General features: G+C 73.5%; 19 protein-coding genes and 1 pseudogene. 11 read left to right on the forward strand and 9 right to left on the reverse strand.

All coding sequences use genetic code 11. The annotated features are described in order from the left end of the window. Positions 1-76 precede the first annotated feature (76 nt). Entirely contained in the window at positions 77-856 is a 780-nt protein-coding gene (locus tag ER308_RS16805) for a GntR family transcriptional regulator (protein WP_205745686.1), read from the reverse strand. Positions 857-1,011: 155 nt separating this feature from the next. On the opposite strand from ER308_RS16805, the gene ER308_RS16810 reads away from it, so the two are divergent. From ER308_RS16810 to ER308_RS16830, 6 genes and pseudogenes are all read left to right on the forward strand, one after another. Continuing rightward, entirely contained in the window at positions 1,012-3,228 is a 2,217-nt protein-coding gene (locus tag ER308_RS16810) for a putative bifunctional diguanylate cyclase/phosphodiesterase (RefSeq protein WP_131156062.1), read from the forward strand. Positions 3,229-3,369: 141 nt separating this feature from the next. Further along, positions 3,370-4,899: a multicopper oxidase domain-containing protein gene (locus tag ER308_RS16815; RefSeq protein WP_131156063.1), complete on the forward strand. Its 1,530-nt coding sequence runs from the start codon at positions 3,370-3,372 to the stop codon at positions 4,897-4,899. 198 nt (positions 4,900-5,097) lie between these two features. After that, the gene (locus ER308_RS16820) at positions 5,098-6,510 is read left to right on the forward strand and encodes an acyltransferase family protein (RefSeq protein ID WP_165492191.1); all 1,413 of its coding nucleotides are present in this window, start codon (positions 5,098-5,100) and stop codon (positions 6,508-6,510) included. 312 nt (positions 6,511-6,822) lie between these two features. Further along, positions 6,823-7,590, forward strand: coding sequence for a cell wall-binding repeat-containing protein (locus ER308_RS22590; RefSeq protein ID WP_338029797.1), 768 nt, complete (start codon positions 6,823-6,825; stop codon positions 7,588-7,590). After that, positions 7,512-7,901 (forward strand): annotated as a pseudogene (locus ER308_RS22950) (cell wall-binding repeat-containing protein); the annotation flags it as partial. The gene ER308_RS22590 and the pseudogene ER308_RS22950, both read left to right, overlap by 79 nt. Before the next feature lie 9 nt (positions 7,902-7,910). Beyond that, positions 7,911-8,864, forward strand: coding sequence for a L,D-transpeptidase family protein (locus ER308_RS16830; RefSeq protein ID WP_338029798.1), 954 nt, complete (start codon positions 7,911-7,913; stop codon positions 8,862-8,864). A 61-nt stretch (positions 8,865-8,925) separates the two neighbouring features. On the opposite strand, the gene ER308_RS16835 is transcribed toward ER308_RS16830, so the two are convergent. The 6 genes from ER308_RS16835 to ER308_RS16860 form a co-directional block, all read right to left on the reverse strand. Then, a complete protein-coding gene (locus tag ER308_RS16835) occupies positions 8,926-10,629 on the reverse strand; it encodes a cell wall-binding repeat-containing protein (RefSeq protein WP_131156067.1) in 1,704 nt (567 codons plus the stop codon). A gap of 181 nt (positions 10,630-10,810) precedes the next feature. Further along, positions 10,811-11,731, reverse strand: a complete 921-nt coding sequence (locus tag ER308_RS16840) for a formyltransferase family protein (RefSeq protein WP_131156068.1) — start codon at positions 11,729-11,731, stop codon at positions 10,811-10,813. A gap of 190 nt (positions 11,732-11,921) precedes the next feature. Further along, on the reverse strand, positions 11,922-12,656 hold the full coding sequence (locus tag ER308_RS16845) for a hypothetical protein (RefSeq protein WP_131156069.1): 735 nt from the start codon (positions 12,654-12,656) through the stop codon (positions 11,922-11,924). Next, on the reverse strand, positions 12,653-13,792 hold the full coding sequence (locus ER308_RS16850; RefSeq protein WP_205745687.1) for an ATP-binding cassette domain-containing protein: 1,140 nt from the start codon (positions 13,790-13,792) through the stop codon (positions 12,653-12,655). Before ER308_RS16850 ends, ER308_RS16845 begins: the two co-directional genes overlap by 4 nt. Positions 13,793-13,997: 205 nt before the next feature. Then, on the reverse strand, positions 13,998-14,459 hold the full coding sequence (locus ER308_RS16855) for a hypothetical protein (protein WP_131156070.1): 462 nt from the start codon (positions 14,457-14,459) through the stop codon (positions 13,998-14,000). After that, positions 14,456-16,135, reverse strand: a complete 1,680-nt coding sequence (locus ER308_RS16860) for a PspC domain-containing protein (protein WP_131156071.1) — start codon at positions 16,133-16,135, stop codon at positions 14,456-14,458. The genes ER308_RS16855 and ER308_RS16860 overlap by 4 nt, the downstream gene beginning before the upstream one ends. Positions 16,136-16,396: 261 nt before the next feature. Here ER308_RS16860 and ER308_RS16865 point away from each other — a divergent pair, with 261 nt between their 5' ends. The 5 genes from ER308_RS16865 (at position 16,397) to ER308_RS16885 (ending at position 21,165) form a co-directional block, all read left to right on the forward strand. Continuing rightward, positions 16,397-17,653, forward strand: a complete 1,257-nt coding sequence (locus ER308_RS16865) for an ATP-binding protein (protein ID WP_165492193.1) — start codon at positions 16,397-16,399, stop codon at positions 17,651-17,653. A gap of 2 nt (positions 17,654-17,655) precedes the next feature. Beyond that, a complete protein-coding gene (locus ER308_RS16870; RefSeq protein WP_276319853.1) occupies positions 17,656-18,336 on the forward strand; it encodes a response regulator in 681 nt (226 codons plus the stop codon). A gap of 427 nt (positions 18,337-18,763) precedes the next feature. Beyond that, entirely contained in the window at positions 18,764-19,225 is a 462-nt protein-coding gene (locus ER308_RS16875) for an RNA polymerase sigma factor (RefSeq protein WP_131156074.1), read from the forward strand. Next, positions 19,218-20,366, forward strand: coding sequence for a zf-HC2 domain-containing protein (locus ER308_RS16880; protein ID WP_131156075.1), 1,149 nt, complete (start codon positions 19,218-19,220; stop codon positions 20,364-20,366). Before ER308_RS16875 ends, ER308_RS16880 begins: the two co-directional genes overlap by 8 nt. Before the next feature lie 16 nt (positions 20,367-20,382). Continuing rightward, positions 20,383-21,165, forward strand: a complete 783-nt coding sequence (locus ER308_RS16885) for a hypothetical protein (RefSeq protein ID WP_131156076.1) — start codon at positions 20,383-20,385, stop codon at positions 21,163-21,165. A gap of 7 nt (positions 21,166-21,172) precedes the next feature. Here ER308_RS16885 and purE read toward each other — a convergent pair whose 3' ends face one another. Both purE and ER308_RS16895 read right to left on the reverse strand, forming a co-directional pair. Continuing rightward, positions 21,173-21,664 carry a 5-(carboxyamino)imidazole ribonucleotide mutase gene (purE, locus tag ER308_RS16890; RefSeq protein ID WP_131157071.1) on the reverse strand — a complete coding sequence of 164 codons (492 nt, stop codon included), beginning with the start codon at positions 21,662-21,664 and terminating at the stop codon, positions 21,173-21,175. Positions 21,665-21,708: 44 nt separating this feature from the next. Next, positions 21,709-22,956, reverse strand: coding sequence for a 5-(carboxyamino)imidazole ribonucleotide synthase (locus ER308_RS16895; protein WP_131156077.1), 1,248 nt, complete (start codon positions 22,954-22,956; stop codon positions 21,709-21,711). Positions 22,957-23,016: the final 60 nt, after the last annotated feature.

Genomic DNA, 23,016 nt, shown 5'->3' on the forward strand with positions numbered 1-23,016 from the left:
TGCTCGCGGGCACCGGCGGTCGGTCCTGCGCCTGTCCGACGGTCGTAGTCGGTGGACGATCGGCTTGGCGGGGTGCTCAGGTCTCGGAGGTGGACGTGGTGGCGCGCAGGGCCTGGTTGCCGGCATCCCCCCAATCGGCCACGAAGGCGTAACGGTCCCCGCGGATGATCGTCCGGCGGTACTCGATCACACGCTCGGGGGTGCGGCCGATCCGGGTCACCGACATGGCGGGCGTCGTCCCCCGCACGCCCAGCTCGGCCGCATCGGTCGCCGAGGGCAGGGTCGGCTCGATGCGCTCGCTGCCCCCGGTCGGCACCGTCCCGCAGCGCTCGCGCAGCTCGTCGTACAGCGCCGTCCGGGAGAAATCGGCCTCCAGGAGGGGGGTCGCGATCGATGCCGGTAGCCACACCCGATCGACGGCCAGCGGCTCCTCGCCGGCCAACCGCAGGCGCGACAAGAACACGAGGTCACTCTGGGCCGGTTCCCCCAGCCGGGCAGCGGCCTCCGCGTCGGTCACGAGCTCCAGCGCGCGCACGATGCTGCGCTGGGACAGACCTTGCGCCTCCACACTCCGGAAGAGGCTGTACAGCGCCCCGAGCGGCTGCTCCAGCGCGTCGGGATTCACGAAGGAGCCCCGACCGCGAGCGCGGGTCAAGACCCCGTCGGCCCGCAGCCTGCGGACGGCCTCCCGCGCCGTGTGTCGGCTGACGTCGTACTGCTGGACCAGTTCGCGGTCGGTGGGGAAGCGCTCGCTGAACTCCCCGTTCGCGAGGCGCCGGCGCAGGTCGGCCTCCACTTGCACCCACAGGGGTGTCACGCTGTCGCGGTCGATCGGCATGGGTGACGTGGTCGCCATGCCGCAAGCCTGCAGCGCGGGCGGAGGTCCGGTCAAACACGGCGTCCGGATGCCGCCCCGGGGCAGTGTTGCTGCCGGCGGGCACGGCACCCGTGGCACGGAGGCACACCCGCCCGGGCACTCGGGGTGGTAACCGCGGCGCTACAGTGAGCAACATGCGGTGGCGGGAACGCGGGAGTTCTTGGTGGAGCGCATGCTGGCGGGCGCTGGTCGTCGGTGTGCTCTACTACGTCGCGTACCGGTACGCGGTGTTTCTGCGGGACCCCGATCACCTCGGCGCGTCGTTCTGGCCCGGCGCAGGGATCGTCGTCACCGCCCTGCTGCTGACGCGGCGGAGCCATTGGCCGGCGCTGCTCGCAACAGTGGCCGCGGTGCAGTTCGGCAGCGCGCTCAGCGGAGGCGTCGAGGCGGCGATCTGGACCACCGCGGGCAACCTGCTCGTGGCGGTGACGGCGGCCTGGCTGCTGCAGCGCTGGCGCGCGGATCGCCTGGTCGACATCACGGCGATCATGCGGTTCGTGGTCGCCGTGGTCGCCGCGACGGTCCTCGGCGGGGTGGTGGGCGCGGTCGGAATCCTCTCCGCGGGGACGCCGTTCTCCTACTGGCTGCTGGTGGCGCAATGGATCGCGGGGGACTCGGTCGGGATCCTGACCATGACCCCGGCCCTGCTCGTCCTGGCCGACGCGCGGGCTCGCCGGCGGCTGTTCCGTGTGGAGGCGCTCGCCATCCTCGTCGCGGTCGCGGTCGTCGCGGGGGTGGTGTTCGGCACCGACACGGGTCCGATGCTGTACCTGGCCCTGCTGCCCCTGGTGGTCGCCGCGCTGCGCCTGGGCATGCCGGGCGCCGCCATCGCGACCTTCCTCGCGGCCCAGATCCTGAACTTCCTGCACGCCGCGGGTTACGGCGCCATCGCGTCCTTCGCGCAGGACGGCGACGACGCTCGCTGGCAGGTGCAGCTGTTCCTGGCGACCGTGACGCTGGCCACGCTGGGCTTCGCGGCCCTCCTCGACGAGCTGAGCAGCCGGGACGAGGTGGAGCGCGTGCTGAAGCACCAAGCGCACCACGACGTCCTCACCGGACTGCCCAACCGCGCGGCCCTCGCCAGCCACCTCGAGCAGGTCTTGGACGGCTCGGGCGGCCCCGTCCCGGACGTCAGGCTCCTGCTCTGCGATCTCGATGACTTCAAGGAGATCAACGACAGGCTGGGCCACCATGCCGGCGATGAGGCCCTCGTCGCGGTCGCCGAGCGGTTGCGGTCGTGCATCCGCCCTGGTGACGTGCTCGTCCGCCTGAGCGGTGACGAGTTCGTGATCGTCCTCGAGGGCGCGGACGAGCAGGTCGTGGACGCGCTCACCGATCGCCTGCTGGCCCGGATGCGTGACCCCATCACGATCGACGCCGGTGAGCAGGTCACGGTCGGGATGTCCATCGGGATCGCGCGCACGACGCCCGGCCATGACGCGCAGACCCTGCTGCGCGAGGCGGATGCGGCGATGTACCGCGCGAAGGAGCGAGGGCGGGGTGCCGCGGAGCGCTTCGACGATCGCATGCGCGCCGCCCGCGAGGGGCTCGCCCTGCCGCAGGAGTTGCGCGACGGCCTCGCCCGCGACGAGTTGTTCGTCCGGTTCCAGCCCGCGGTGGACCTGGCCTCGGGCCATCTCTTCGCGTTCGAGTCGCTGGTGCGGTGGCAGCATCCCACCCGCGGCCTGCTCCCGCCGGAGCGGTTCCTCTCGGTCACCGGGAGCACCGGGCTGCGGGGCGAGTTGTTCACGTACGTGCTCCAGCGGAGCCTCGATGCTCAGCACCGGTGGGCCACGCACCTCGGCTTCCATCCCCCCGTCAGCGTCAACCTCTCGGCCCGCGAGTTGGCCGATCCCGGGCTGGTCTCCGCGGTGGCGGTGGCGCTGACGCGGACGGGCACGTCACCGGACACGCTGTGGCTCGAGGTCACGGAGGGCGCGGTCGCGGACCGACACGCACTCGGCACGCTGGCGGACCTGCACGACCTCGGCGTGCACCTCGCCATCGACGACTTCGGCACCGGACGGTCCTCGATGACCCACTGGGCCGAGGTCCCGTGGGAGCTCGTGAAGATCGACCGGGACATCATCGCCCGGCTGGGCGACGACCCGTCCCACGAGCGGCTCGTCCGCGCCGTGATCCTCATGGCGCACTCCCTGGGGATCCGCACTCTCGCCAAGGGCGTCGAGACCCCCGAACAGCTCGTGGCGCTGCGGTCGATGGAGTGTGACATCGCGCAGGGGTGGGTCATCTCGGCGCCCTTGGACGCTCACGACGCCGCCATCGGCCTCACCCCCGACGGCCGCTACGGCAGCGGCGTGGAGCTGCCAGGCCTCGCCACGGAGGGGTAGCTGCCCCCGGAACCGAAATCGGGACGTTCAGCGTCCCGTTGGGGGTCGAACGGCATGCCGGGTTCCCGCCTCCCCGGCCGATCATTTAGTTACACGCTAAATGTTCGGGTGGCGGAGGGCTCCGCCGGGGAGGGGTGCACGATGCGCGAGGTGAGCAGCAAGGACCGGATGTGGCTGCGAGGGGTGGGGATCGGTCTGCCATTGGCGATCGGCCTGCTGTTGCTCGCGACCGCGACGCTGGTGGGCACGATCATGACCGCCTCGGAGGTGCGCGACGACACCGAACGGCTGCTGGGGGCCGCGGAGGAGAGCGAGGGCGAGGCTGCCGAGCTGACCGAACCTGATGACGCGGCGGCCCCGGCCGCTGGTGGCGGCACGGCGCCCGAGGAGCGGCCGCAGGTCGAGGTGCACCTCGAGCTCGGCGAGCTGTACATCGAGGCCGACGTGGACGAGGTGCCCGCGTGGGCGGAGGTCACCTTCACGGCCGAGAACGTGGGCGCGGCCGCGCACGATGCGGTCATCGATGGCGACGGCACGGCCATGCTGGAGCCCGGCGAGACCGACACATTCGTCTACGAGGCCGACGGCAGCGGTGTCATCGAGCTCATCTGCACCGTTCCCGGCCACGCCGAGGGCGGCATGGCGCTCGAGATTCCGATCGCCGGGGACGAGGGCGACGCCGAGCACGCCGAGGAGGTCGAGGCGGAGACCGTCGCCGCCGACGGGGCCGCGGCGCCGCAGGCCGCCTCCCCGGACAACGTCGACGACTACGACGGTGACAAGCCGCCGCTGGAGCGCCGCGACCCAGAGGCCCCCCCGTCGCCCGACGGCGACCACCATGAGGTCGTCTGGGACATGACCGAGGAGGTCGCGCAGATCGCACCCGACGTCTACCAGGAGGTCTGGACGTTCGACGGCCAGGTGCCGGGCCCGACGCTGCGCGCGAAGGTGGGCGACACCATCGACGTGACGATCCGCAACCCCGAGGACGCGCAGGTCCCGCACTCGATCGACTTCCACGCGAGCCAGACCGCGTGGGACCACCAGATGGTCGACGTCGAGCCCGGTGAGGAGCTCACCTACTCGTTCGAAGCGACCCACGCGGGCGTGTTCATGTACCACTGCGGCACCGACCCGACACTGCACCACATCGGCGCCGGGATGTACGGGACCGTGATCGTCGAGCCCGCCGACGGCCTGGACGACGTGGATCACGAGTTCATGTTCGTGCAGTCGGAGTTCTACTTGGGCGAGCAGGGCGAGGTCGGCGACCTCACGCGGATGAGCGAGGGCGCGGCGAACCCCGACCTCGTCGTCTTCAACGGCGTCGCCGACCAGTACCTCGAGGAGCCGATCGAGATCGGCGTGGACGACGAGATCCGGGTGTGGATCAACAACGTGGGCCCGTCGGCGGACAGCTCGTTCCACGTCGTCGGGACGATCTTCGACAAGGTCGTCGAGGAGGGGGTGACTCTCGAGCGTGACAACGCTGGACAGTGGGGCAGTCAGGCGATCGACCTCGCCCCGAGCCAGGGCGGCTACGTGGAGTTCAGCCTCGCCGAGGACGGGTTGTACCCGATCGTGACCCACGCGTTCAACCACGTCGGTCGTGGCGCGCTCGGCCTGTTCGCCGCCGGCGACGTCGAACTGGACGGCGACGTCAGCCACTGAGCTTCACCGTACGTCTGTGACGCCCCGGCGACCTTCGCCGGGGCGTCGCTTGCGTCCGGGAGGTGATCCCGGAGCCGTGCTCCGGGCCTCGGAGGGGGAACTTCCGGGATCGTGCCGGAGTCGCCCCCCCGCCGGTGGACGCGATCGTCCTCCTCGGCAATCGCGGACATGCCGCGACACCGAGGAGGGAGCACGAACATGATCGCGCGACTGGATGCACTCGCCGACTCGATCGAGCGCCGGACCCCCGAGGGGCGGGACCGCTACCTCGACTTCCTGCGGGTCGCCGCGATCGCGGCGGTGGTGCTCGGCCACTGGCTCGTGCGGGTCGTGACCGTCGAGGACGGCAGGCTCGAGTCCGACTACCTGCTGGCCGCGGTGCCGGCAACGCAGTGGGCGACCTGGTGGGTGCAGGTCATGCCCCTGTTCTTCATCGTCGGCGGGTGGTCGAACCTGCGGTCGTGGCGTTCCGCCCGGGCGCGTGGCGAGCGTCTGGTCGCGTGGATCCGGTCGCGGGCGCGGCGACTGCTGCGCCCACTCGTCCCGCTGCTCGTCGTCTGGGTCACGGTCGCGGCGGTCCTCGAGTCGTGGCGTGGGCAGGACGCGCTCGTGTTCGGCGCCGAGACCGCGATCATCCCGGCCTGGTTCCTCGCCGCGTACCTCCTCGTCACCGCGCTCACGCCCGTGCTCGCACGGCGCCACGAGGCCGATGGCGGTTCGCGCGTGCTGGCCGGCCTGGCGGCGGCCGCGGTGCTGATCGACGGCCTGCGCTTCGCCGGACCCGACTGGGCGACGGGCCTGCCCACCGTGGAGGGCGAACCGCTGTTCGCGGCGCTCAACTACCTGTTCGTCTGGCTCGCGGTGCACCAACTCGGCTTCTGGTGGGCCGACGGGCGTGTACCGACGCGACGCTCCCGGCAGGTGCTCCTCGCCGCCGGCGCGATCGCGTTCCTCGCCCTGCTCGTCGGCTTCGGTGGCTACCCGCGCTCGATGGTGTCCGTGCCCGGGGCGGAGCTCTCCAACAGCGCGCCGCCGACGGTCGCGCTGCTCGTCCTGGGGATCGCACAACTGGCGGCCGCGGCGGCGGCCCGGCCGGGGCTGGAGCGGTGGCTCGCCCGCCCGCGCGTCTGGGCCGTGGTCGTCCTGGCCGGTTCGCGTCTCATGGCCGTGTTCCTCTGGCACCAGACGGCGATGCTCGTGGTCGCCGCGGTCGCGTACCCGACCGGCCTCTGGAGCGCCGGCGAGCGGATCGATGCCGAGTGGTGGCTCTCCCGCCCGGCGTGGATCGCCGCCTGCGCGATCGTTCTCGCCTTGCTCGTCGCGGTCGTCGGTCGCTGGGAGACGGCGGGCCCCGCGAGCGACAGCGTGTTGCCCGGGCGTGTGGCGGCGGTCAAGACCGTCGCTGCGCTCCTGCTCACCTCCATCGGCCTGGGGGTGCTGATCGTGGGCGGGCTCACCGATCCCGATGGCCCGTTGGGCCTGCCCGCCGGCCCGCTCGCCGCGCTGCTCGCCGGCCTCTTCGGCATGGGCGTGGTGGGGCAGTCCTGGCGGGCACGCCTCGCGCCGGCGGTTTCGGCAGGCGGTCGCGATCGTCAGTTCCTTGAGAGGTAGGTAATATCCCGAGCCGGTCGGGCCGACGGGTCCCACGAACCGTCCTGGTAGGAGATGTGCATGCGACGCGGGCTGGCGGGTCTCACAGTCATGGCGCTCGTGGTGGGCCTCGGGCCACAGCCGGATGCCCGAGCCGACGACGGGGTCCTGCGTGAGCTGCGGCCCGCGCCGGGTGGGGTCGTGTCCGCTGGGGAGGTCGAGGTCAGCGCGGTGGTCGACGGTCCGGAGCCGTCGGAAGCGACGGTCGCCGTGCGGGGCCGCGACCCGGTCGACGCGACCGTGGACGGCGACGAGGTCCGCGCCACGGTCGACATGCCGGCGGGCTCGAACCTCATCGACGTCGAGGCCGACACCGCGAGCCGGACCTGGCGGGTGGGTGCGAGCGACGTCTCCCTCGATCGATTGGCCGGACGCGACCGCTACGCGACGGCGGCCGCGATCAGCCAGGACTCCTTCGATGACGACGAGGCGCCCGCCGCGGTGCTCGCGCGTGGCGACGACTTCGCCGACGCGCTCGCGGGGGCGCCGTTGGCGGTCGACGCGGGCGGCCCGCTGCTGCTGGCGGAGGCCGATCGGCTGCCGGAGGCGACCGTCGACGAGCTCGACCGTGCCGTCCAGCCGGGCGGCGAGGTGTGGCTGCTCGGTGGGGAGGTGGCGCTCGACGCCGCAGTGGCCGACGCCGTCGCCGACGCGGGCTTCGAGCCGATACGGCTGGCCGGTGCGACCCGCCACGACACCGCGCGGCTGATCGCCGAGGCGCTGCGCGGCGAGCGGCCGTCCGACGACACGGCGGGGGAGGACGACGCGGCGGGGGAGGACGACGCGGCGGGGGAGGACGACGCGGCGGGGGAGGACGACGCGGCGGAGGAGGACGACACGGAGGAGGACGACGCGGGCGAGAGCGACGCGGAGGGGACGGCGCGGCCTTCGAGGAGGCGGTGCTCGCTTCTGCGCGGAGCCCGGCCGATGCGCTCGCGGCGGCTGCGCCGGCGGCTGCCCGGGGGATGCCCGTGTTGCTCGCCGAGCAGGGCGAGCTCACCTCGGCCACCGAGGAGGCACTCGGCCATGTCGATCATGTGACCGCGGTGGGCGGATCCGTCGTGTTGAGCGACGAAGTCCTCGAGGCGGCCGGCTCGCACGCAGGGTCGGTGACCCGCCTCGCCGATGCCGACCGCTACGGCACCGCGGCGGCCATCGCCGCCGAGCTCGGCCCCGACGAGCCCTCGGGCGTCGCGGTCGCCGACGGCACCGGGTTCGCGGACGCGCTCGCCGGGGCTCCGCATGCGGCGAGGACCGAGCGGCGTCTGCTGCTCGCGCGGGATGACACCCTGCCGCGCGGGGGTCATCTCCTGACGTCGTCGGTGCTCGCCTACGGGGGTGCCGCCGTCCTGCCCGACTCGTTGCAGCGTGGCCTCGAACTGGCGGAGGCGTCCGGGAATGCGCCGCGCGTCACGTCCACGAGCCCACGGGCGGGGTCGACCGTGGACAGCCTGGAACGCGTCGACATCACCGTCGACGGCTCCGTGGACCGGGACGCCTCGTCGCTGACGGTGCACGTCGACGGGCAGGAGGTCCGCGGTGGTCGCCGCGCCGAGGACCGTACCCTCATCCGCGACATCGCCACCCTCCCCGACGTCTCCACGGGGGAGGAGGCCGAGGTCGAGGTGACCGCCGGCGTCGCCGTTGAGGGCGGCTATCGCCATCACGAGTGGACGTTCACGTATCAGCCCCCACCGCCGGAGCTCGGGGGCGGCGAGACCGGAGCCGACGTCGAGCACCTGCAGCGCGAACTGCTGGACGCCGGCTACTGGCATGCGGGGGTCGACGGGACCTTCGGCTACACGACGCGGCATGCGGTGATGGCGCTCCAGAAGGTGGAGGGCCTCCCGGTCACCGGGGCGGTCGATCGGGCGACGTGGGACGTCATCGAGGCGGGTCTCGAGCGGCCAAGGCCGCGCAGCAGCGGCGAGCTCACCCTGGAGGTCGATCTCGCGCGCGGGGTGCTGATGATCGCCGAGAACGGCCGCACGGTGCAGACGGTGCACGTTTCGGCCGGGCACGGGCAGGTCTACACATTCGACGGCTCGCAGTACCGGGCGAACACAACGACCGGACGCCACCGGATCACCCGAGGGATCAACGGGATTCGGGAAGCCGAGCGGGGACAGCTGTACCGACCGAAGTACTACGACGATTCGAGGGGCATCGCGTTCCACGGCTACCCGTCGGTGCCGTCCACGCATCAGAGCGCTGGCTGCATCCGGCTCTCGAACGCGGCCATGGACATGATCTGGTCGCGGGGCTATGCGGACATCGGCACGGCGGTGTGGGTGTACCCCGAGAGCTACTACTGACGACCGACCTCCCGCCCGGGCGCGCCGTCCCGTCGTGCGGCGCGCTCGGCGGCGGTCGAGACTAGTCGACCGTGAACGTCTGCTCGTCGTAGTCGAGGCGCTCGCCGGTGGCCGCGTCCAGTTGGAAAACCTCGACCCGCCAATCACCCGAGCGGTGCAGCAGCTCGCGGAACGAGAACCGACGCCACTCGCCGAGGGCACCAGCGAACGTCCCGTCACCGACCCGCGCCCGCAGATCGTCCTCGTGCCACAGCTCGTAGTCGAGGTGGCCCTCGAAGCCCGAGCCGCAGCCCAGGAAGTCGACCTCCACCGGCGCGGCACCGGCCTGGTCCCAGCCCGGCCCGTCACGGCCGGGGAAGACGAGGGCCGCGCCGTCGCCGTCCTCGCGGAGGGCCTCGCAGTCGGCAGCGGCCTCGGCGTCCTCGCCCGCGTGGTGGGTGGAGACGTCCTCGCGCGGCAACACGTCGTAGCGTGCGGACGCCTCCAGGTCCCCCAGCGTCGCCTCGTAGCCGTCGTTGAAGTCGAGGTCCTCGACGGCCTCGTGGCGGACGACCCCGTCCAACGCGGTCCGCAGCGGGGTCGGGAAGGCGGCCTCGACCGCCCGCAGCTTCACTCCTGCGCTGGGGACGGAACGACCGTGCGCATCCGTGACGACCGCATCGATCGTGAACGGTTCGCCAGCCGCGACCCGTGCGGGCGTGTTGAGCTCGAGGTGCGCCGGCTCACGTGCCGACGCCGGCAGCGCCGTGCCGTCCATCTGCCCGAAGGCGAAGTGGCTCACGGCCCTCACCCCGCCGAGGACCGTGACCTCGGCCACGGCCAGGCCGCCGAGGGCGCTCAACGGTTCCTCCCCGGAGGCGCCGACCAGCAGGAGCGGAGCGCCCGCGCTCGCGGCGGCGGGGGCCGTCGTGAGCGCGTCAGCGAACTCGTGACCGGTGGCCACGAACGCCCGCTCGGTGGCCTCGGGATCGAAGCGCTGCATCGCGATCTCCGTCGCGGTCGCGAACCGATCGGGACCCCACAAGCGCTCGACGGTCTCGACACCCGCTGCCGCGGCGGCCTCGCTCGCGACCGCGTCCGACAGGACCGCACGGCCGCCCAGAACGACGACCTCCTCGGGGGTCAGGGCGTCGAGCTGCTCGGCCGTGGCGGAGGGCAGATCGTCGCCGGCGAGCAGGATGGGCGCGCCGTCGGCGGCGGCGGCCGGTCCCCCGGTCAGCCCGTCCGCGAACCCCGAGCCCGTCGCGAGGTAGACCCGGTCGACATCGGACGGAGCGAACGCCTCGGTGGCGATCGTCGCGGCGGTTTCGAAACGATCGGCGCCGCGCCAGCGCCGGACCTCCTCCGCGAGGTCCTCGAGCTCGGTCTCGACCGCGTCCGCGACCGCCGACGTGCCTCCCAGCACGGTCACCCGATCGGGTCGGAGCGCCTCGAGGGCGTCGCGCGTACCGCCCGGCAGCCACGCGGACTCGGTGAGCAGGACCGGCGCGCCGATGGCCGCCGCCGCGGGTCCGCCGACGAGGGCGTCGGCGAACTCCCGGCCGCTCGCGACGAACACCTCGTCGACGTCGGTGGGATCGAACGCGGCCTCGGCAACCGCGGCCGCGGTGTCGAAGCGGTTCTCGCCCGCCAGGCGCTGGGCCGCGAGATCGCGCTCGTGATCGTCCGCGCGGGCACTCCCGCCGACCGTCACGGCGACGAGGACGGCCAACGTGCCGGTGCCGAGCGTGGCCAGAAACGCTGGGACGAAGGTCGTTCGAGTCACGGCGGCCTCCTGGTCGGTCCGGACCGAGGGTCCCCATGGACGGTGAATCGAGCCGTCGACACGCAGGATCGCAGGTCGCCGCCGCCGCGGGAACGGTCGGATCCCCAGCGGGCGGGAGAGCCCCGGGACGGCGCGTGCGGCGTTCCGGGCGAGAAGAGTCCCGGGACGGCGCGTGCGACGTTCAGCCCGCCGGCGGGTAGGGCTCGGGTGCCCCCAGGTAGGTGCGGTCGGGACCCCCGCCGCCGAGTTCCCGGCGCTCGAACCGACACCACCGGTCCCGGCACGCGAGCGCCACCGTGGTGGCGCCCTCGGCGGCCACCAGCCCGGGCGCGTCCCGCGGCCCCAGCAGTTCCCCGGGGGTGGGTCGGGCGAGGCGCTGGGTCATGGGCAGGGTCGTGGCCGTGATCCCCGGCCGCGGACTGAAGGCGCGCGCGACGCGCACGACCTGCGCGGCCGTCATGGCGCGCGGTTCGACGGTCGGCACGGTCCCGGCCGGGGGGCACCAAGTGGCGGCCTCCTCGTCCTGGGGGGAGCCCGCGGGCAGCGCCCGGCCGGTCGCGGCCTCCAGGAGCTCGGTGGCGAGCCGGCCGAGCCTCTCGCCCGCGTGACGGAGCACGGACTCCCGGTCGTCCTCGTCGCCAACGGGGACGGACGTGCGGGCGAGGATCGGCCCGGCGTCCTGGCCGCGGGTCATGCGGTGCACCGTGCCGCCGATCGCTCGGGGCGCGGTGAGCAGCTGCCAGCCGACCGGGTCGTGCCCACGCCACGCCGGGAGCGCGGAGGGGTGCAGATTCACCCAGCCGTCCCGGGGAGCGTCGAGGGCGCCCGCGTGCAGACGCTCCGGCCAGCAGGCGCACACTCCCAGATCGGCACCGTCGAGGAGCGCCGGCCACTGCCGGGCGGGATCCCGTCCGAGGGCGGCCGTCCGCCGGGTCGGCAGCCCGTGCGCGTGCGCGACGGCGGCGACGGGCGCATCGAGCGGTTCGGGGGTGAACACCGCGGCCGGGGGGTGCGTGCGGGCCAGCGCGTCGAGCGCGCTGGCGCCCATGACGCCTTCCCCGGCGAACAGCCAGTGCAGGCGCGTGGGCGCGGGGCTCGGCATGCCTACTCCTCGGCCGCCGCATCCCCGCGGACGTCGGTCAGGAACACAGGGACCCCTCGAAGACGGCGTTGATGCGAGTGGGAAACCTTCTCAATATAGGCCGATGTGGTCGGCTCGCACTCGGGAATCGGGGATCCCGACCCCCGCCCCAGCGCGACGACCGGTCCCGGCGTCCAGAGCCGTGCGGTGTTCACGACCTCCGGTTGCGCAGCGGCATGTCCCGAAGAATCCACCAGCACAGGAGGGCGGCGACTCCGGCCGCGACGGCACTCACCGCGGCCGAGAACACGTGGGAAGGGGTCGCGGCCAATCCTTCGGCCCAGGACGAGGGCAGAAGCGCCGGCATCCCGGTCCGAGCCAGCGACGTCGCGCTGAGCAGCCCGATGCCGACCGGCACGGAGAGCACGCCCAGCAGGCGGTGGCGGTAGAACGCGGCCCCCGCGAGCCCGCCGACCGCGAGGAACAGCAACAGGACCGATCCCTCGACGACGAACGTGTCGGTGGCGCGTGCGACCGTGCCGAGTGGATGCGGGTCCGCGATGAGATCGGTCCGGCCCAACAGCCACAGCGCAGCGGTCTCGACCGCGTGCCCGGCGACGATCAGGGCTGCCATGAAGGCAACGAGGCCGACGCCGGCCGCGAAGGTGCCGGCCGCGACCTCCCGGCGGGTGAGTCCGTGCGCGATGTAGGCCGGCACGTACATCGCGGTGAGGTAGACGCCGAAGGCGAGCATGAACGCGCGCACCACGCCCAACGACTGGCCCCACACGTCGCTGGCCGGCTGGGCGCTCACCGCGATCACCCCCGCGATGGTCGCGATGGTCGCGAGGTAGGCGAGCCAGAGCAGCGTGAGCGAGCCGAGATCCTTGACCAGGAGGTGCCGAGCGACCAGGCGGGATCGGCTCGGTTGAGCCGGGGCCGTCATCGGGGGTCCGCCACGCGATCGGCGGGAGCGGTGCGCCGCACCTCGACCTCCGCCGTCTCCTCGGGGTCCGCGGTCTCCGCCGTGTCCGCAGTGTCCGCGGTCTCCGCCGTGTCCTCGGTGTCCGCGGTCTCCGCCGTGTCCTCGGTGTCCGCGGTGTCCGCGGTTTCCGCGGCGGTCGTGGTCTCCCCGGTTGCCGAGTATTGCCCGGTCGCACGGTCCTGTCCGGCGGTCGTGGTCTCCCCGGTTGCAGAGGCCGCGCCGGACCCCGACAGATGGACGAACAGATCCTGGAGCCCGATCGGCTCGAGGTCGAGGCCGTGGGCGTACGCCCTGGCGCGCTCCTCGTCGCGGATCCCCCCGAGGATCGACGTCGCCTTCGTACGGCCCAGCGTGCGCTCGGCGAGGACTCGGTGGCCCACGCAGAAGCGGTCCACGCGTTCGGCCGTCCCGGTGACCACCGCGCCCCGGGCGCGCAGGGCGTCGGCGCGATCGTTCACGAGCACGCGGCCCTCGTCGAGGATCGTTACCTCGTCGCACAGGGGAGCGGCCTCGTCGACGAGGTGGGTGGACAGCACCACGGTCCGCGGATGTCGGGCGACGTCGGCGACCAAGGTCTCGTAGAACGTCTGCCGCCCCACTGCGTCCATGCCGAGGTGCGTCTCGTCGAACAGGGTCACGGGTGCGCGGGCGGCGAGCCCCAGCACCAGACCGACCGCCGCACGCTGTCCCCGGGACAGACTCCCCAGACGCTTGCGCCGATCGACCCCGAAACGCTCGAGGAGCTCGTCGGCGTAGTCGCCATCCCAGTGCGGGCGGGTCCCCGACGCGAAGTCGAGGGCGTGGCGGACGCGGTCGTCGGGCCAGTCGTGCTCGATCGTGTCGCCGGGGCCGCGGATGCAGGCCACCTGTGTCATCGCCCACCCGTTCTCGAACACCGGTTGGCCCCCGATGCGCGCCTCCCCGCGGCTCGGCCGTCGGAAGCCCGCGGCGATCGCCAGGAGGGTGCTCTTGCCCGAACCGTTGCGGCCGAGCAGCCCGTGGATGCGCCCGCCCGCCATTCTCAGCGTGAGGCCGTCCAGCGCAGTGATCCTGCGGAAGCGCTGGGTGACCTCGTCGAACTCGATGGCATGGGTCATCGGCCGTGTCCTCCGTCCTGCTCCGCGAGGCGCCGGGGCACCTCGCGTGGGTCTTCATCCACGTCACTGTGCCCGGGACGGCTTCGACCACACGCGTCCACCCCCGACCCGACGGCTGATGTGCCTCGGGGCGGGGGTGGCCCATCGGGTTCGCGGAAGGGCGAATCCGCCCGCTCGGACGTCCGCTCCGCGGGATGGGGAGGCGTCAGTCGTCGCGTCGTGGCTCGCCCGACCCCTCCGGTTCGCCGGGTCGCGCCTCGTCGGGAGGGTCGGTTCGGGCCTCGTCGGGTTCGTCGGGTTGGTCGGGTCGGGCCCCGTGGGGTTCGTCGGGCCGGGTCGCGGTGTCGATCCCGGCAGGCACGGACGCCGCCTGGTGTGGTCCCGCGAGCTCCTCTGGTTCCGTGGCCTTGCCTGGTGCCGCGGCCTCCTCTGCTCCCGTCACCGCTGTCTCGGCCGAGACCGCGGCCGGCGCGCCGCTGCGACGACGTTGGCTGGCGGCGATCAGCCAGATGCCGACGACCACGAGCAGGATGGGCCACCAGTCGACGACGCCGCGGAACAGGGCTCCGAACGTCGGCGGTCCGAGATCGGTGAGCAGGGCGATCCCCGCGATGGTGGCGAGAATCCCGAGGACGAGCGAAACGGGGTCGATCGGGTGACGGGTCACCGCGGGCCTCCTTCCGTGAGGACGTTGAACCCCTGGAGGTTCGGGGACGGAGTGCCGATCGCGAGCAGCGACCGATGGCCGATGGAGTCGCTCACCGGGTGGCGCTCGATGCGGGCCCCCGGCGTGTTGATCCCGGGCGGGGTGGCGTCGTCGAACGACTCGCCGAGCGGGGGTGTCACAGCAACGCGGCCGAAGCGGACCTCGAGGTCGAGCACGAGCGTGCCCTGATCCCCGGGAATCTCCGTGGTCGTGTCCACACCGATCCCGGCGGCCTCTCGGGGTGGCAGGTCCACCTCCCCGAAGCGGGCGCGGCCACGCGCCTCGACCGCCGCATCGGACGGCGGGATCACGAGAAGCTCCCCGGCGGTGACGCCCGCGTCGACCGACACCGTCTCGTCGGGGTCGAGCTCGAGCTCCGAGAGGTCGAGTTCCAGGATCCCGAATCCGTGCGCGTAGCTCGACTCGAGGTCGTCGACGCTGGTCGGCTGGTGCAGCCGGTCCCCAGCCGTCGCGGTCTCCACGTTCGCGGGACCGAACGGCACGAACTGGCCCAGTGTCCCGATCACGAGAGCGGTCAGGCCAATCCCGACCGCCGGGAGCGCGAGCCAACGCGCGCGACCCCAGACGCTGCCGACGAGGAGGCCGATGCCGAGCACGGCGAGGGCGAGGCCGAGCAGCTGCGTGACGCCCAAGGACACGAGCCCGGCCTGGTCGACGAGCGCCGCGACGCCGACGGTGAGCAGTGCGGCCGCGATCGTGTAGCGCCCGAGCGGCGAGCGCGGTCGGGGGGAGGGGCTCGGTGCCGGCTCCGGTGCCGACGGAGGGTGGGTCGGTCCCGGTGCCGCGCCGGGTGGTTCGGATGGCGGTCCACTCGTGCCGGGCGCCGTCGATGCGGTCGTCATGGTTGCAGCCTCCTCGGGTGCGGGGCGGCTCCCCCCGGTGGTGGCCAAGGGGTCGGGGGGCGGTGCCGGGGATCCCGCGGGTGACGCCGGTGGGTGGCCGGGCGGTGCGGCGGGGCCGGGAGCGGAGGTCGCGCCCGGGGCTGGGGCAGCTGGGCGGCCGTTGCCGTTCGCCTGGCTGCCGAGCCGGTAGAGCAGCACGCCCAGCCCGATGAGCACGAGCGCGAGGAGCATCCCGCTCGGGTCGAGCGGCCAGCCGATCACCGCCGGAGGGGCGAACCAGGTCGCGGGCTGAAGCGCGGCGACGACGACGAGGGCGATCGCGGCGACGAGCAGCGCCTTGGGGGCCGAATCGACCCACCGCAGGGCGCGCTCCCCAGGGGAGTGCGTCTGGCCGCGCTCGGGCAGGACCACCCATGCGAGCAGGTAGAGGAACAGCCCGAGCCCCTGGAACAGGACGAGCACGCCGAAGAGCACGCGCACGCCCATGGGATCGACCCGAAGCCAGTCGGCCAGGCCACTCGCAACGCCCGCCAGGACGCGATTCTCCGCACGCCGTTCCAGCCGTCCCCGAGGTCGGTCGGATCCGGGCTCGCCGGGTGGTGGCGGTGCTGCGGCGGGATCGTCGGGTGGCGGTGCCGCGGCGGGATCGTCGGGTGGCGGTGCTGCGGCGGGATCGTCGGGTGGCGGCGACGACGGGGAGTCGCCGGCGGCGTGCTCGGGTGGCGGCTCCGTACCGCCCGGTTCGCCCGTGTGGTGGTCCTGTGGTTCGTTCATGTCGGCGATGATCGGTGTCAGCCGGGCTGCGCACCACCGGGGGCCACCCCGGGGACTGCTCGGGGGTCCCCCCGGGGACGGGGCCCCAGCTACCCCGGTGGGTCGGCGAACTGGGGGAGACCCCCCACGGCCTTCGGGGAGGACCGCGTGGCCTCACGCCCCCCGGTGTGCGACAGTCGTCAGCGGCCGACGATGCCCGCCGCACCTGGCGCATCCCGAGCCTTCCCGGCTGTACCCCGAGGACGACCAGGCCTATCGACGGTGAGTACCGCGACGCAGCCACCACCATCCGCCGATCACGGCTCCGCGGAGCCGAGGTCGAGGGGCGCGCTCTTCCAGCGCAGCGGTACCGACCGTGTACTGGTCGGCGTGGCCGGCGGGCTCGCGGCGCGGCTCGGGGTACGGGCGCTCCTATTGCGCATCGCGTTCGTGCTGCTCGCCACGACCGGTCCCTTCGGCCTGATCTCCTACGCCGTCGCCTGGGTCCTGTCCGAGGCGCCCCCCGAGGATCCGACCGAGGATCCCGCACGCGCCGACCGCACCCAGCTGGCGCCGCAGCAGTACATCGGCCTGGGGCTCATGGCCCTGGGGGTTCTCGTCCTGTTGCGCGAGATCGGCCTGTGGATCGGCGACGACCTCGTGTGGCCGCTCGCGCTCGCGATCGCCGGCAGCGCGCTGATCTGGACCCGCCTCGAGCGCCGTAGCGATCGCATGGCCCGGGCGGGCCGGTTGAGCCAAGGGTTCGGGGGTGCCCTGCGCCTGGGGGCCGGCCTCATCCTCGTGTTCGCCGGGTTGGCGGCGTTGGCCGCGGCGAACGAGCCGCTCCTCGCCGGCACCGGAGCCCTCGGGGCCGCGGTGCTGACGCTCTTCGGGCTCGTCCTGGTCGCCGGCCCGTGGGCGCTGCGCCTGGCGCGGCAGAGCGCCGAGGAACGGCGGGACCGGATCCGCAGCGAGGAACGCGCCGAGATGGCCGCGCACCTGCACGACTCGGTGCTGCACACGCTCGCGCTGATCCAGCGCACCGACGATCCGTCGGAGGCCGTCCGGCTCGCCCGCTCGCAGGAGCGCGAGCTGCGCGGGTGGCTCTACGGGGGGCGCCGCCAGGGCGACGCGCTGGGCCTCTCCGACCTCGTGGACGAGATGGCAGGACGCATCGAGCGCCACCACGACGTGAAGGTGGAGGCGGTCGTCGTCGGTGACAGCGCCCTCGACGACCGCCTCCGCGCGCTGATCGACGCGGCGGGCGAGGCGGCGACGAACGCCGCCCGGCATGCTGGAGTGGAGACTGTCAGCGTCTACGTCGAGGTCGAGCCGGAGCACGTGAACGCGTTCGTGCGCGACGAGGGCTGCGGCTTCGATCCGGACGTGGTGCCGGCCGACCGCCACGGGCTCGCCGAGTCGATCCGCGGACGCATGCGCCGCCACGGCGGATGGGCCACCATCTGGTCCGAGCCGGGCGAGGGCACCGAGGTGGAGCTCTGCTTGCCGCGCCAGACCGACCCGCTGCGAGTGAGGTGACCGTGACCCCGATCCCACCACCCGAGCAGCGCCAGGGACCTCCACCCGACGCGGTGCGCGTCGTGATCGTCGACGATCACCGTCTCTTCCTGTCCGGAGTGCGCGCCGAGCTCGGCAACCACGTCGCGATCGTGGGGGAGGCCAGCGACGTCGACGAGGCCGTGCAGGTCATCGCCCGCGAGCAGCCCGACGTCGTGCTGTGCGATGTGCACATGCCGGGCGGGGGTGGCCGCGCGGTCATCGAGCACGTCCGTGAACGCCACCCCGAGGTGACGTTCCTCGCGATCAGCGTGTCCGATGCGGCCGAGGACGTCATCGGCACCATCCGGGCAGGCGCCCGTGGCTACGTGACGAAGACGATCGAACCCCACGAGTTGGCCGACGCGATCCGCCGGGTCAACGAGGGCGACGCGGTCTTCAGCCCGCGGTTGGCGGGCTTCGTCCTCGATGCGTTCGCCGGCCAGGTCGCCGAGCCGGTGGACCCCGAGCTGGACCAGCTCACCCAGCGCGAGCGCGAGGTGCTCCGCCTCATCGCCCGCGGCTACGCGTACAAGCAGGTCGCCCGTCGCCTCGAGATCTCGATCAAGACCGTCGAGCACCACGTCTCGGCGGTGCTGCGCAAGCTGCAGTTGTCCAGCCGTCACGAGCTGACGCGTTGGGCGACCGACCGCCGCATCGTCTGAGCCGCGTCCGGGCCGCCGGCGCGGCCTCGACCACTTGGTGCGCTGACCGCATGCTGTGCAGGAGTGCGCCGAGGCGTGGTGCGGTTGCCCGCACCGGCGCGGGTAACTGCACCACGCCTCGGCGCCCCTGTAGGTTCGCGGGGTTCGGGTCGAACGGTGACCCGCGCGGGCGCGGGTAACCGTTCCGCGGATGCAGGGGCGCGGGTAACCGTTCCGCGACTGCGCGGCGGGCAGGGGTGGGTTCCGCCCTGCGCGGGGGTCACACGCTGAGCCCGCGCGGACACTCGCTCTGCGGCGCGAGTCTGCGGTGCGAGTCCGGGGGGACCCCGGGATCGACACGCCGGGTCCGTAACCTGCCGGGCCGCGGCACCGTCTTCCGTGTGACGACCGGTGCTGGAAGGCGCAAGGACGGCGCGGGAGTAGTGCGCTGGAGGACTTCTACCGGGCCCATGCCAGGGCCGTGCACGCCTTCCTGCACGGACTGTGCCGGAACCGCGACACCGCGGAGGACCTGATGCAGGAGACCTTCGTACGCGCCACGAGGGCGATGGGCGGCTACCGCGGGGGCAGCCCGCGGGCGTGGTTGTTCGCGATTGCACGCACCACGTTCCTCGACGCCACGCGCCGGGACACGCCCGAGCCGGTGGAGGAGCCCCCGGTCACGTCGTCGCGCGATCCCGACGTCGCGGAGGCCGAGACCGTCCGCCGCGCGCTGGCGCGCCTGCCGGAGGCGCAGCGCGCCGCGCTGGTCCTCGGGGACCAGCTCGAGGTGCCCTACGCCGAGATCGGGCAAGTGTTGGGCCGCAGCGAGGGAGCGGTCAAGGTGCTCATCCACCGTGCTCGCGCCTCCTTCCGGCGCGCCTACGAGGAGGAGGGCGGCCATGCCTGAACGCGACGCGGCGTGGTCGGGGGACGAGCGGACCCCTCATCCCGATCGTCGGACGATCCGTCGCTACCTCGACGATCGGCTGGAGGCCTCGGACGTCAGGGTCGTGGAGGCGCACCTCGCCGACTGCGAGGCCTGCGGGGCGGCGCTGGAGGTCGAGGAGCCACCGGTCGGCCTCCCCGGACCCGACGATCCCACGGGATGGGACGAGCGGCGGTTCCGCCGGATCGTGCGACGCACGCTGCTGCGCACGGCGGTGGACGTGCTGCTGCTGGGGCTCGCGGCCGTGGTCGCCGCCACCCTCCTGTCGTGGTTCGTGTGGCATCCCCTCGTGGTCGATCGCGGCGGGCGGGTCGCGGACACGGTCCAGGCGGCCGCGGACCTGCCGATGCTCACGGTGCCCGGCGCGGAGGTGTCACAGGTGCGCTCGCATCCCGGGCTTCTGCGCCGATCCGTCGAGGCGGACGTGCAGCATCGGCTCGGCGGCGCGGACGAGTCGTTGGTGACCTACGGGGTGCACCTCGGACCCTTCGGGGCAACGAGGTTGCACGAGATGGACCTCGCACCGTTCGGTCAGACGCTCCCGGTCGATGGTCGGCAGGAGTTCGAGCCCGACCGGCTCCCCACCGGTACGTCCGTCTCGGTGCACGCGCGCTGGGACGACCCGCTGGGGCGCTCACGGGTGGACGAGATGGCCGTGGGCGCCGGCGACGTCGCGCTGGAATGGGTCGGGTTCGAGGCCGGTGCCGCCGACGGGGAGGTCCCCCCTGCTCCGCTCGGGTACGGGGCGTGTCACCGCGCCGAGGAGGTGGAGGCGTCGGGCCTCGGGAGCTTCGGGATGTCGCCGGTGGTGCGCGAGTTCCCGAGGGAGGCCGGCGGTGGTGCGACCCGCGCGCTCGAGGAGGCCCGCCGGGCGACGGAAGGCCTCGTCGACGCGCGTGCCGACCTCCGCCCGCCCCGCCGGACGTTGCCCGACGAGCCCGGGAGCCTCGTGGACCGGCTCGCCGACGATCCCGGAGTGCGGGAGGTCGTGCTGACCGGCGCGCTCGACGACGTCGCTGCGCTCGTCGACCGCGAGGGGCCCGAGACGGCCAGACTCATCGACGCCGACCTCGACACCGGACCGGCCGAGCCCTGCGGGTAGCGCCAAGGAGCGTGCCATGACCTCGACACGACCGTTCGCGACGCCGGGCAGGCTTGTCGGCGCGGGGCTCGTCCTGCACGGAATCGCGCTGGTGGGCAGGCTGATCGGCCTCGCGGGGGCACCGGTGGCCGAGCCGTGGCAGGCGGCGCTCGTCCACGGATTGGCGGTCGGTGTGCCGCTCGCGCTCGTCGCCCCCGCCCTCGCGATCGTGGCCTGGCGACGCCGTGACCGCGTCCTCCTCGGGGTCGCCGCGGTCCTGCTGTTGCCGGCGATCGTGCTGACGTTCGGGGCGAGCCTGCTCGCGACGCTCGCGTGGCTGGGCGCGCTCCGGGGCATGCCCCATCGCGCCGACCTCGCGCGGCCCGTGCGCCCGACCGCCCTGGTGATCCCCGTCGTCGGGCTGGTGGCCGCGGCCGCGCTGGTTCCCGCGGTCTACCAACGCCCGATGTGCTGGACGTTCGCCGAGGACGAGGACGGCGACCGCACGTACGAGCTGGCTCCCGAACTCGTGGAGGGGCCGACCTACGACCTCGCGGAACCGGGGCTCTCGTGGTCGACGCTGACCTCGGCGGGATCGACCGAGTCCCGTCCGGCCGGTGGGGACACCCCGGACGACGTGGTCCGGGTGGGGGACTCCTGCGTCAGCCACCGCGCCGGCCCGCTGCAGGCCGCGGTCGCGGGCGGCCTCGCGCTCGCCGCGGTCGGGGTCGCGTACCGGCTCGCGGCGGTGCGGCCCGGTGCCGCGGACGACGCCCCGGGGACCTCGCGTCCCGCGTCGGCGTCCGCCGACGAGGGGTGAGGTCGCGTCACCCTTCGTCGATCTCCGGGGCCGGGTACGCGGTCGCGATGCGCTCGTCCGCGCCCGCCGAGCGCGCCACCATGTCGTCGTGCAGCGCCTCGAGCCGCTCGGCGAGCTCCGGGTCGGTGATCGCGAGGATCCGCGCCGCGAGCAGCCCCGCGTTGCGTGCGTTGCCGACCGCCACCGTCGCCACCGGCACCCCACGGGGCATCTGCACGATCGACAGGAGGCTGTCGAGACCGTCGAGGTGGCGGAGCGGAACGGGCACCCCGATCACCGGCAGCCGCGTCGCGGAGGCGAGCATCCCGGGCAGGTGCGCGGCGCCTCCCGCGCCGGCGACGATCGTCTCGAGCCCACGCCACGCGGCGTCACGGGCATAGCCGAGCATGTCGAACGGTCGGCGGTGCGCCGACAGCACGCGGACCTCGCGGGCGACACCGAGCTCGTCGAGGATGTCGATCGCGCCACGCATCACTTCCAGGTCGGTGTCGCTGCCCATCACGATGCCCACGCGGGGTTGCGCCTCGGCGGGGTCCTCGTGGGTCACGGCTGCTCACCTCCGGAGCGGTCGAGGGCCGGTCGCTGCGGGTCGTTCGTCGCGGGGTCGCCCCCTCCTCGGGCGAGCCTCGGCTCGCGTGCGCCGACCAGCCGTGCCGCAGCCCGGTGCGCACGTTCGCGGGCGGTCTCGGCGTCCGGGCCGCAGACGGTGACGTGGCCGACCTTGCGGCCCGCCCGAGCGGTCTTGCCGTACAGGTGCACGGCGGCGTCGCCGATCGTCAGCGCGTCCGACCGGTGCGCCGCGGGGTCGCTGCCGTCGCCCGGGCCGAGCACGTTCACGGTCACCGACGCGGGCGCGCGAACGTTCGGATCCCCCAATGGCCAGCCGAGGACTCCCCGCAGGTGGTTGGCGAACTGGCTCGTGGTGGCGCCTTCGATGGTCCAGTGCCCGGAGTTGTGCGGGCGGGTGGCCACCTCGTTGATCAACACCTGCTCGCCGGTCCAGAACAGCTCCACCGCGCAGATCCCGTCGGCGGCGACCAACTCGGCGACGAGCGCCGCCACCTTCCCGGCATGCGCGGCGACCTCGTCGGGCACGCGCGCCGGGGCGATCACCTCGGTGCAGATGCCGTTCTGCTGGACCGTCTCCGTCGGGGGATAGACCACGGTCTCGCCATGGTGTCGGCGACGTGCGACGAGCACGGCGAGCTCGGCGGCCAGCGGTACCCGCTGCTCGATCAATGCCGGGCCGCCGCCGATGGACGCCCACGCGTCGGGCAGGCCCTCGGGATCGTCGGCGGTGGCTACCCCTCGGCCGTCGTAGCCGCCTCGCGGGGCCTTCACGACGACGGGCCAGCCGACGTGCTCTGCCGCGGCGAGGGCCGCATCCACGTCGTCGGCCAGGCGATGCGCCGGAACGGGCGCCCCCGCCGCCTCGAGGATGGCCCGCTGATGGGCCTTGTCCTGAGCCATGCGCAGGGCCGCGGGGCTGGGCGCGAACGGTGCTCCCTGCGCCGCGAGCGGATCGAGCACGGCCGGGTCGACGAGCTCGTGATCGAAGGTCACGACGTCGCAGCGCTCGACGAGGTCGGCCAGGGCGTCCTTGTCGGGAACCCCGATCCGGGTCGCGGGCACGACCTGTGCCGCGCTCGCGTCCTCGGCCTCGGCGAGCAGCTCGAGCCGTACGCCGAGCGGGACCGCCGCCGCCGCCAGCATGCGAGCGAGCTGCCCCGCGCCCACGACCCCGACCCGTGGCCACGCGACGGCTCGTTCGGTTCCCGGCGGGGTGCTCATGCGCGCATCCTCGCACGCCGAGGGCGGCCCACGGGAGGCAACGGATCCGCATCCGGTGAT

It is taken from the genome of Egibacter rhizosphaerae (genome assembly GCF_004322855.1).
GTDB lineage: Bacteria > Actinomycetota > Nitriliruptoria > Euzebyales > Egibacteraceae > Egibacter > Egibacter rhizosphaerae.

Coding starts and splice junctions, on each gene's coding strand:
- ER308_RS16820 (WP_165492191.1), top strand. CDS start 5,098: ATGATCGCGCGACTGGATGCACTCGCCGACTCGATCGAGCGCCGGACC.
- ER308_RS16895 (WP_131156077.1), bottom strand. CDS start 22,956: ATGAGCACCCCGCCGGGAACCGAACGAGCCGTCGCGTGGCCACGGGTC.
- ER308_RS16815 (WP_131156063.1), top strand. CDS start 3,370: ATGCGCGAGGTGAGCAGCAAGGACCGGATGTGGCTGCGAGGGGTGGGG.
- ER308_RS16845 (WP_131156069.1), bottom strand. CDS start 12,656: ATGACGGCCCCGGCTCAACCGAGCCGATCCCGCCTGGTCGCTCGGCAC.
- purE (WP_131157071.1), bottom strand. CDS start 21,664: ATGGGCAGCGACACCGACCTGGAAGTGATGCGTGGCGCGATCGACATC.
- ER308_RS16810 (WP_131156062.1), top strand. CDS start 1,012: ATGCGGTGGCGGGAACGCGGGAGTTCTTGGTGGAGCGCATGCTGGCGG.
- ER308_RS16840 (WP_131156068.1), bottom strand. CDS start 11,731: ATGCCGAGCCCCGCGCCCACGCGCCTGCACTGGCTGTTCGCCGGGGAA.
- ER308_RS16880 (WP_131156075.1), top strand. CDS start 19,218: ATGCCTGAACGCGACGCGGCGTGGTCGGGGGACGAGCGGACCCCTCAT.
- ER308_RS16850 (WP_205745687.1), bottom strand. CDS start 13,792: ATGACCCATGCCATCGAGTTCGACGAGGTCACCCAGCGCTTCCGCAGG.
- ER308_RS16805 (WP_205745686.1), bottom strand. CDS start 856: ATGGCGACCACGTCACCCATGCCGATCGACCGCGACAGCGTGACACCC.
- ER308_RS16860 (WP_131156071.1), bottom strand. CDS start 16,135: ATGAACGAACCACAGGACCACCACACGGGCGAACCGGGCGGTACGGAG.
- ER308_RS16885 (WP_131156076.1), top strand. CDS start 20,383: ATGACCTCGACACGACCGTTCGCGACGCCGGGCAGGCTTGTCGGCGCG.
- ER308_RS22590 (WP_338029797.1), top strand. CDS start 6,823: ATGCCGGCGGGCTCGAACCTCATCGACGTCGAGGCCGACACCGCGAGC.